This window comes from Nocardia sp. NPDC003345 (assembly GCF_053589395.1).
Window position 1 is genome coordinate 1 of record NZ_JBSFRU010000279.1, and the last position, 8,924, is coordinate 8,924.

10 protein-coding genes and 1 pseudogene are annotated in these 8,924 nt (G+C 66.8%); 5 read left to right on the top strand and 6 right to left on the bottom strand.

Annotated features, from left to right (window positions below):
• The 4 genes and pseudogenes from ACWDU1_RS24735 to ACWDU1_RS24750 all read left to right on the top strand — a co-directional run.
• On the top strand, positions 1–593 hold a 593-nt coding region (locus tag ACWDU1_RS24735), incomplete at its 5' end, for an arsenic resistance protein (protein ID WP_450001967.1).
• Positions 594–646: 53 nt separating this feature from the next.
• Positions 647–944 (top strand): annotated as a pseudogene (locus tag ACWDU1_RS24740) (arsenate-mycothiol transferase ArsC).
• Positions 945–975: 31 nt separating this feature from the next.
• Entirely contained in the window at positions 976–1,644 is a 669-nt protein-coding gene (locus ACWDU1_RS24745; protein ID WP_450001969.1) for an arsenate reductase ArsC, read from the top strand.
• A gap of 14 nt (positions 1,645–1,658) precedes the next feature.
• The gene (locus tag ACWDU1_RS24750; RefSeq protein WP_450001970.1) at positions 1,659–2,066 is read left to right on the top strand and encodes an arsenate reductase ArsC; all 408 of its coding nucleotides are present in this window, start codon (positions 1,659–1,661) and stop codon (positions 2,064–2,066) included.
• Between the two features lie 308 nt (positions 2,067–2,374).
• On the opposite strand, the gene ACWDU1_RS24755 is transcribed toward ACWDU1_RS24750, so the two are convergent.
• The 4 genes from ACWDU1_RS24755 to ACWDU1_RS24770 are packed head-to-tail and all read right to left on the bottom strand — an operon-like array spanning position 2,375 to position 5,429.
• Positions 2,375–2,551, bottom strand: a complete 177-nt coding sequence (locus ACWDU1_RS24755; protein ID WP_450001972.1) for a hypothetical protein — start codon at positions 2,549–2,551, stop codon at positions 2,375–2,377.
• Positions 2,552–2,601: 50 nt separating this feature from the next.
• Positions 2,602–3,681: a flavin-containing monooxygenase gene (locus tag ACWDU1_RS24760; protein ID WP_450001973.1), complete on the bottom strand. Its 1,080-nt coding sequence runs from the start codon at positions 3,679–3,681 to the stop codon at positions 2,602–2,604.
• A complete protein-coding gene (locus ACWDU1_RS24765; protein ID WP_450001974.1) occupies positions 3,678–4,901 on the bottom strand; it encodes an MFS transporter in 1,224 nt (407 codons plus the stop codon). The genes ACWDU1_RS24760 and ACWDU1_RS24765 overlap by 4 nt, the downstream gene beginning before the upstream one ends.
• A gap of 15 nt (positions 4,902–4,916) precedes the next feature.
• A complete protein-coding gene (locus ACWDU1_RS24770; protein ID WP_450001980.1) occupies positions 4,917–5,429 on the bottom strand; it encodes an ArsI/CadI family heavy metal resistance metalloenzyme in 513 nt (170 codons plus the stop codon).
• A gap of 96 nt (positions 5,430–5,525) precedes the next feature.
• On the opposite strand from ACWDU1_RS24770, the gene ACWDU1_RS24775 reads away from it, so the two are divergent.
• Positions 5,526–5,885 (top strand): Rv2640c family ArsR-like transcriptional regulator, encoded by a 360-nt coding sequence (locus tag ACWDU1_RS24775; protein WP_450001976.1) that lies wholly within the window; start codon positions 5,526–5,528, stop codon positions 5,883–5,885.
• Positions 5,886–6,038: 153 nt separating this feature from the next.
• On the opposite strand, the gene ACWDU1_RS24780 is transcribed toward ACWDU1_RS24775, so the two are convergent.
• Both ACWDU1_RS24780 and ACWDU1_RS24785 read right to left on the bottom strand, forming a co-directional pair.
• Positions 6,039–7,100, bottom strand: a complete 1,062-nt coding sequence (locus ACWDU1_RS24780; protein ID WP_450001977.1) for an IS110 family transposase — start codon at positions 7,098–7,100, stop codon at positions 6,039–6,041.
• 486 nt (positions 7,101–7,586) lie between these two features.
• Positions 7,587–8,153, bottom strand: a complete 567-nt coding sequence (locus ACWDU1_RS24785; RefSeq protein ID WP_450001979.1) for a hypothetical protein — start codon at positions 8,151–8,153, stop codon at positions 7,587–7,589.
• Between the last annotated feature and the right edge of the window lie 771 nt (positions 8,154–8,924).

Here is an 8,924-nt window from a genome sequence, read left to right on the forward strand (position 1 = left end):
GCTGGTTCTACCTCTCGGTCCTGCCCGGGGGGCTCGGCCTGGAGCAGACCACCATCGACACTTCGCCGTGGCAGATCGCGAAATCGGTGCTGATCTTCCTCGGCATCCCGCTGCTCGCGGGATATCTCACCCGCCGGTTCGGGGAACGCGCGAAGGGCCGCGACTGGTACGAATCCACCCTCATCCCGAAAATCGGTCCGTGGGCGCTCTACGGGCTGCTGTTCACCATCGTCGTGCTGTTCGCCCTGCAAGGCGACCGCATCACCTCCCAACCTCTCGACGTAGTCCGGATCGCGGTCCCGCTGCTCGCGTATTTCGCGATCATGTGGGGCGGCGGCTACCTACTGGGCGCCGTCATGGGTCTGGGCTACGAGCGGACCACCACCTTGGCGTTCACGGCGGCGGGCAACAACTTCGAGCTCGCCATCGCGGTCGCGATCGCCACCTACGGCGCCACCTCAGGTCAGGCCCTGGCCGGTGTCGTCGGTCCACTGATCGAGGTCCCGGTCCTGGTCGGCCTGGTGTATGTGTCGCTGGCCCTGCGTAACCGGTTCCGCACCCCGGCCGCCGCGACCGAAGTAGGGCCACGGTGACCACGGCACCGAGCGTGCTGTTCGTGTGGGTGCGCAACAGCGGTAAATCGCAGATGGCGGCCGGGCTGATGCGCCAAGCCGCCGGCGAGAAGGTCCTCGCACTGTCGGCGGGCACGGACCCGGGTACGAAGCTCAACGCGTTTGCTGCTGCACACCGCGGACCTGGTGGTTGTCCTCGGGCGGGAAGCCGACCTGGACACCCCGCCCGGTGTGCCGGTGCGGCGGTGGGAGACCGATGAACCGTCGCAGCGCGGGATCGAGGGTATGGAGCGGATGCGGCTGGTCCGTGACGATATCGCCGCCCGCGTGCAGGCCCTCGCGGCCGAACTGAGCTCACCTGTCCAATCCTGAACCCTTCCTTCTCGAGTATCGGACAACGGATATGACCGAATCACCCATCCCGGCTACCGCTTTGCGCGCGGATCTGTCCATCGACCAGCATGTGGCGTTGAAAACGGCGGCGACCCGGTTGCAGCGAGAGTTCGGAGGCACCTTCGGTGTGGAGACCATCGAACGGTTCCTGCACTCCTCCTACGAACAATTCGCCGGCCGCGCCACCATCGTCAACTTCCTCCCCCTGCTGGCCGAGCGGTTCGCCGGCCAACGCCTGCACGCGCTGGCGAAGGTCGAAGGCCTCACCCACACCGGCACCCCGACCGTGCTGTTCCTGTGCACCCACAACGCTGGGCGCTCCCAGATGGCGCTCGGGTTGTTCGCCCACCTCGCCGGCGACCACGCCATCGCCTGGTCCGGAGGCAGCGAACCCGGCGAGGAGATCAACCCGGCCGCGGTCGAGGCGATGGCCGAGATCGGCATCGACATCACCGGCGAGTATCCGAAGCCGTGGACCGAGGAGATCCTGAAAGCCGCCGACGTCATCATCACCATGGGCTGCGGGGACTCCTGCCCGGTGTACCCCGGCCGCCGGTATGAGGACTGGGACCTGCCCGACCCCGCCGGTCTCGATGTCGCCGCGATCCGGCCGATCCGCACCGAGATCGAAACCCGCGTCCGCGCCCTGCTGACCGAGCTCGACGTCCCCACCTTGTGAGAAAGGCTGTTTCCGTGACCACACCGAGTGTGTTGTTCGTTTGTGTCCACAACGCGGGCCGTTCCCAGATGGCCGCCGGATACCTCATCCACCTCGCTGACGGCGCGATCGAGGTCCGCTCCGCGGGCAGCGCGCCCGCCGAGCACCTGAATCCCGCGGCTGTCGAGGCGATGGCCGAGGTCGGGATCGACATCACCGCCCAGGCCCCGAAGATCCTCACTCCCGACGCGGTGGAATCGTCGACGGTGGTGATCACCATGGGCTGCGGTGACACCTGCCCGGCGTTTCCCGGAATCAGCGACCGCGACTGGGACCTGCCGGATCCCGCCGGGAAAGGCGTGGACGCGGTCCGCCCGATCCGCGACGAAATCCACGCCCGGGTGGAAGCGCTCATCGCCGAGCTGCTGCCCGCCCACGCCTGAACCACCACCGGTTCAGTCGGTCCAGGAGACGCTGGTGACCGGTGAACACTCCGCCCAGCGGTATCGCGCCGAGGTGCCCGGTAGCGCGCGGTGGTGATGCCGGCACCGGTAATCGGCTGGTGGACTGCGTATTCGGTTCTCCCCGAGTCCGGTGCGGGCCGCGCGCTGCTCACCGCGATCGTGACGATTACGGTCCTGGCGATCGGCACAGCCGCGCTCCGGAGCCGGAGAGCACGGTGGAATCCACTGCTCCAGTACATGCACCCACGGCGTGCACGCCGTGTTCGAGATGCCCGCCGCCGCGGCGGTCATCTCCTTTTTCGCCGCCGGCTCCGTCGGCGAGAACCCACCGGCGGACGCTGAGCTTGCACGACCAGGTGTTTGTAGTCCCCTGCCGCGATCGCCGCATCGAGCGTCGTGATATCCGGGATCGGGTCGGCACCATGGGTGAGGTAGATGATCAGGGTGCCGTCGGCCGACAGCATGCGGCCGCCGCGAGCCTACCCCTGCCCGACCGTGTCCACCGAGGCGGTGGTCATCGCGCGCGCCGCTGCTGCGCCGTCGCCGGCCGCAGCCGCCGCACCAGATACGCCGCGTCCCGGCCGACCCCGCGTAGCGAGTTCGACGACGGGGCGCGCTGCCACTCCACCCCGAGGAACCCGAGCCCCGGGTGAGTCGTGGAGAGCCCGAACCGCTGCCGCGGGGCGCCGGTTTCGGTCAGCACCCCGGACCCGGCCAGATACGGCAGGTGGGGGCGGTAGCCGGTGGCGAAGATGACCACATCCACCCGGGTACGGGTGCCGTCGGGCCATACCACGGCCTCGGGCTCGAACCGGGCGAACATCTCCCGCCGCTCCGGTTTCCCGGCCGCGAGTGCGGCGCGGTAGCGGCCTTCGTCGAGCACCGGCTGCGTCGGCACATCCTTGATGATCCGGCCCAGTGGGGCGGCATCGAATCCGGTGACGGTGAACCAGAAATGCACATCCCGACCCAGCGGCCGCTGCGGCACGAACTTCACCGGCGCCCTACTCGCCAGGACGGTGTCGGTGTGGGCGGCGAGCTCGGCAGCGATCTGCACCGCGGAGTTCCCCGCGCCCACCACGACGACTCGCCGGCCCGCGAACTCGGCCGGATCGCGGTACCGGCCGGCATGCAGGACCTGGCCCGCGAACTGGTCCTGGCCGGGCACAGCGGGCAGGAACGGAGAACCGAAGGACCCGGTCGCCGCGATCAGCCGCGGTGCGGTGTACACCGTCCCGGATTTCGTGGTGACGGTGAATTCACCGCGGTCGCCGATGGTGACGGTCTCGGCCGGCGTGCTGGTGTGGATGTCGGCGTCCAGACCGGCGGCGTAGGTGCGCAGGTAGTCCACGACCTCGTCGCGGTGCGGGTACCGGTCCGGATTCCCGGGGAAGGCCCGGCCGGGCAGGCTGCTGTAGCGGGCCGGGGAGAACAGGGTCAGGCTGTCGTAATAGCGCGGCCACGACCCGGTCGCTACTTCCGAGGCTTCCAGGACCGCGGCGTTCAGGCCCTGTCCGGTGAGGTGGTGGGCGGCGGCCAGGCCGGATTGGCCGCCGCCGACGACCACCACGTCGTATGCGTGCTCGGTTGTCACAAGGTCTCTTTCTTCGAACAATCGACCCTGGTCAGGGTCGCGGTGAGTGCGGCGACAGCAGCGACCGCACCGAGGACGAGGTAGGTGTGGGCGTAGCTGCCGGTCCACGCAGACAGCACCGTGCCCGCCCACGGGGCCAGCGCGGACACGATCACCACCGGGGCGGACAACAACCCGTTCAACCGGCCGTAGTGGGTGGCGCCCCACCGGTCGGTGATCGCGGTGGCCTGGATCAAGGTGAAGATCCCGCGCACCAGCCCGGTGCCGATCGCGACCGCGATCAGCACGATCACCGCCGACACAATCCCCAGCAGGGCGGTCGAGGCGGCGAGCGCGGCCAGGACCAGCACAGTGCGGGCGGTGACCCCGGTGTGCCGGGCCAGCACCGGATACCCGATGCGACCCAGCACCTGCCCAGCCCCGCCCAGTCCAAGGGCCCAGGCGGCGAGGTTCGGGCCGAACCCGTGCTCACGCAACAGGGCGACCAGGTTGAAGATCCCCGCGAAGCTCGCGAACGCCGCCAGACACAAGGTCACCACCAGCGCAGCGAACCGCGGACTGCGCGCGATCCTCGCGTGGTCGGCGTGCGCCGCCAACCTCGGAGCCGGTGGGTCCGGCCACATCGCCCGCAACCCGAACCAGTGCGCCGGCACTGTCACCACCGCCAGCACGGCAGCGAGGACGACATAGGTGATGCGCCAGCCGGTGTGCTCGTCGAGTGCGGCGGTGAGCGGCGCAAACACCGTGGACGCCAGACCACCGGCGAGGGTCAAGACCATCAGCGCGGTCACGCTTTGCGGTCCCCACCAGCGGGTCAACGCCGCGAACGCCGGCGGATACAACACCGCCCCCATCGCGATACCCGCCGCGATCCAGCCGAGGTAGAACACGGCCAGATTCGGTGCGCTCGCCACCGCCACGAGCGCGACCGCGCCCAGGATCGAACCTGCGGTCATCACCCGCCGCGGCCCGGTCCGGTCGATGACCACGCCGACCGGGATCCCGGTGAGCGCGGTGGCGAGCGCACCGAGAGAGAACGCGGCGGTGATCACCGGCGCCGACCACCCTGTCCCCGCAGTGATCGACACCGACAGCACCGGAAACGCGTAATACAAGATCCCCCAGCTGGATATCTGGGTCAGGCACAGCACCGCCAACACCAGGCGGCGCCCCGCCCGCGACAATTCACCTACCGCTGCCACGGTGTCGACATCGGTCACTCCGAGGTCCAGGCGCTACCGAGCGCCGGCCGGCGCGCAGCACGCCACCTTCGACTCCGCCTCGGTCTCGGGCGCGGCCTCGCCGCGGCCGTCGGTGCCGCAGCATGCCTGCACCGCCGCACCGTCGTCTTTCCCGGCGAACCGGGGCTCGGTGCCGAAATGCTCCGTATCCGCGAGGACGGTGTAGACCTCCCACCGCTCTTCGTTCGGACCGGTCACCCAGACTTTGTCCTGGGTGGCGAAGCAACAGGTGGTGGCGATCTGCTCCTCGGTGAACAGACCTGCATTCGACAGGCGCGCGATCTCGGCGTGCACCTTCTCCGAGGACTCCACCTCGACCCCGAGGTGGTTCACGCTGCCGCCCTGCCCCGGGTTCTCGATGAGGACCAGCTTCAGCGGCGGTTCGGTGACCGCGAAGTTCGCGTAGCCGGGCTTGCGCTTGGCGGGCTGAACGCCGAACAGGGCCGAGTAGAACTCGACGGCCTGCTCCAGATCGTCGACGTTGAGTGCGAGCTGAACACGTGACATCATGACCACCACCTGTGTGACATATATCGAAGGATTGACGGTGCTCAGTCTGCCACTTTTTCGACATAAGTCAACATCGTAGGTAGGATGGATTTCATGCCCAAAGCACTGCCCGTCATCGACATGACCACACCCCTCTGCTGCCCGCCCGTGGCGGCCGGTCCGGTCGACGACGAGGCCGCCCTGCACGTCGCCCTGCGGCTGAAAGCCCTGGCCGATCCGGTGCGGGTGAAGCTGATGTCGCTACTGCTGGCAAGCCCCGAAACCGGGCGCAACGGCGGGGAGCTCGCCGACGCGGTCGAATTGTCCGAATCGACGATCAGCCACCACCTCGGCCAGCTCCGCAAGGCCGGGCTGGTGAACTCCGAACGCCAGGGCATGAGCGTCATCCACCGCGTCCACCGCGACGCCCTCGCCGCACTCTGCGTCGTCCTCGACCCCAATTGCTGCCGATAGCCGGACCGCCAAGGCCTCTATAACGAAGTGCCACAAGCTGTGCGGCTCAAGGAATGGGTCGACCTCGACGGTCATGGGTTTCGTTGGGCGCGGCGCGCAACCAACCCCGAGACAGCCCAAAGCGGCCCCCAACCCGTGATACCTCTGTATTTGTCAAGCGGCGTCGGTGTCGTTGACGGCTCCGGTTCGGGTTGTGCGTCTTTCGTCTCTGGCCATGGTTCGCCAGCACAGGTCTGCCAAGCGTCGTTTGAGGCAGCGTTTGGCCTCTCGGGGTGACTTTCCTTCGCTGATCTTCTTGTCGTAGTAGCTGCGGCCGGCACTGCTGGCCATGCGGATCTGGATCATGGCGATGGTGTGCAGGGCGGAATTGAGTTCTCGATCGCCGTGCCGAGACAGACGGTGACGAGAGGAGTCGGCGCTGGCGACCTCGATGGGCGCGACGCCGGTGTAGTTGGCGTAGGCCGCCGCAGTCGAGAACCTGCTTGCGCGCCCAGTGCGGCCGATGATGCGGGCCGCCATCACCGGGCCGATACCGGGAATGCTTCGCAGCGTGGTGCCGTGCAGGCCGAGCAGTTCCTCCATTGCTGCGGCGTTGTCGGCGAGCTGGGAGTCGTATCGTTTGATATCTGCGACGAGGTCCTTGGTCAGGGACTTGCGTACTCGGTCTGTGACGGTGACCGGACGCAGGCCGCGCAGGATGATCGCGGCTTTCGTTGCAGTCAGGTCTGTCGGCGCGCCGCCGGGCAACAACTCGCGCAGCAACGCATGAAGCTGGTTCACCGATCGAGTCCTGCTGCTGGACAGGTTCTTACGACGCTCGTCGAGTAGCGCCAGCGAGTCGGCATGAGTTTCCGTGTGTACCGGACGTGCATCCCCGTGCAGTGCCGCGACGCAGGCCGCTGCGGCAGCGTCGATACGGTCGTTCTTTCGGCGACCGCCGCGTGAAAGCTGTCGGACGCGCGCTGTCGCGGCCGGTGCCACGTCCACGACCATCTCGCCCATCGCGACGAGCCACAGCGCGAGGTGGTGGCCGAGTCCCTCGGCGTTTTCCACGGCCCACCGGCGTTCGGGCCATTGCCGCGCCCACGCCAGCAGCTTCCGATAGCCGGCGAAGCTCGCATCGATACGAACCGATCCGAGGTCGGAATTCGTCGTGGGATCGACCGCTGTCGCGGTGTGGCTGGACTTGTGCGGATCGATCCCGATCAGCATCATCAGATTCGGTTCCTCGTCTCATCGGGTGGGGAATCCACGGCCGACATGTCGACTTCAAGAACCTCTCACAGCAGCTTGTCGTCACACCTCTGTCGAGTCAGACCGTGAACGGAGACCGGACGGGTACACATCACGGGCAAGTCAACCGCGAAGGCGACAGACGGTTCACGAGTCAGCCCGTCCGGACTCCTACGGCACGCTACGGGGCAGCTGACCCCGACTACGAAACCGCTGCTCTCCAGATAAGTCGACGGTTCACCTCGCCGACCTCACCGCCATCTGACTCGCCGGAACTGCCCTACGCGGTCACCTCGCCCGCACGACCCTCAGCATCTACGCACGCCAACCCAACGTGCCCACAGACCGAATCTTCGGCCTTTCGCCGCGATTGCCGATCAATTCCGGAGCAGCCTCGACGGGTGGACCGAGCGTGCGCGCAAAGTCATTGCTTGACGAGGCACTAGAAAGCTGCGATAGCCGGGATGCTCACCTCGGCGGCGGTGAGTTGCTTCGCCTGCGGTTATCCCCGAGCAAGGGCAAGCCACACCGGCGTGTTCCGGACGAGAGGCGTGGGGGTGACTCCGGGAAGAGAGTCATTTCCACTGCAGGCAGGCGAAGCTCGGCGCGGGCAGCGCGGATGAAGCGTTCGAAGGCCTCTCGGGCCGGTCGGCGAACTTGGTTCCAGTCATCGACGGTGAACTTCCGTGTCGGCGCCGCATGGAAGAGATCGAGGATTGCGCGGTCTACCAGTGTGGCCGCAGTGACCACATCCTTCGATCCGTGCAGCCACACCGCAGTGAGCGCGCTGTCCCACGGAATGAAGTTGTTGATGCGCGCATCCTGGATCACGCTGGGAAGTTCTTCAGTAGTCAGCTCAGTCAGGGCGATGATCCGGATCGCTTCGTACATCGATTCGAACTGGTCGGCTAAAGATTGATAGCTGGCCGTCATCTGGTCCCTACGCCACCGAGCGGTTTCGGACCGGGAATCCCACAGTCGGCCGATGGCGATGCCGATGATGCCTGTGGCGGCAGCGAGGATCGCGGCAGTCATGGCCGGATGCTCAGGTCGAGGCCGTATCGCAAAGTCATTCGCTGCATCCTCTCGGCGTGGGCGCCTGCCGCTGTCTGCAAGTTGCCGAACCGCAACTCAGATCCCATTACCAGATATTCCCACCTCAGGCCGGATGTCTCACCCGAAATATGCAGTGCCGCAGAGGTTTAGTATAAGAGGTCCCCAACCAACCATTCCCGCCATTGCCGGACGAGGTGAGAGCTGCCCGCCGGGCGTCGACCTCGGCTGTGCGGTCGCTGCGGATCGTCCCGAAAACAACCTGGCCCAGACGTCCTGCTCCCGCCGGTCCCCACCCTGCGATGACCTCGAGAACATGGGCTCCGATGGCCAGCGGACCAGGTTCACCTGTGAGGTGCACGATGACGAGAGGCGACTTCGGCGATAGTGGCGGTGGCGTGGATGCCAGTGCAACTACACAGTTTCCAGGGCAGAAATGCTACGAAAAAGTGTCCGGAGGGGGATCAGAACACAACTTTCGCAGCAGATGTGCACAGTTTCTGTGCGCATGCCGCCACACTACACATTCCTGCAGATCCGCCCTCCGCCGATGTCGTGGTTCCGTTTCCGGAACCAGCCAGAAAACGCGACCCTCCCTGCGGCCCCTTTATAGCCAGACATAGGGCCACGAGCCGGCAACGACGTCGACAGCATGATCTGAGGTTCCCCCGCATTGTTGGAGGGCGGGGTAATCAGGTTCCAGCCGGAACCGGGTGATGGTAGCTCGCCTCGAACTCATCCGGTGATCGCCAA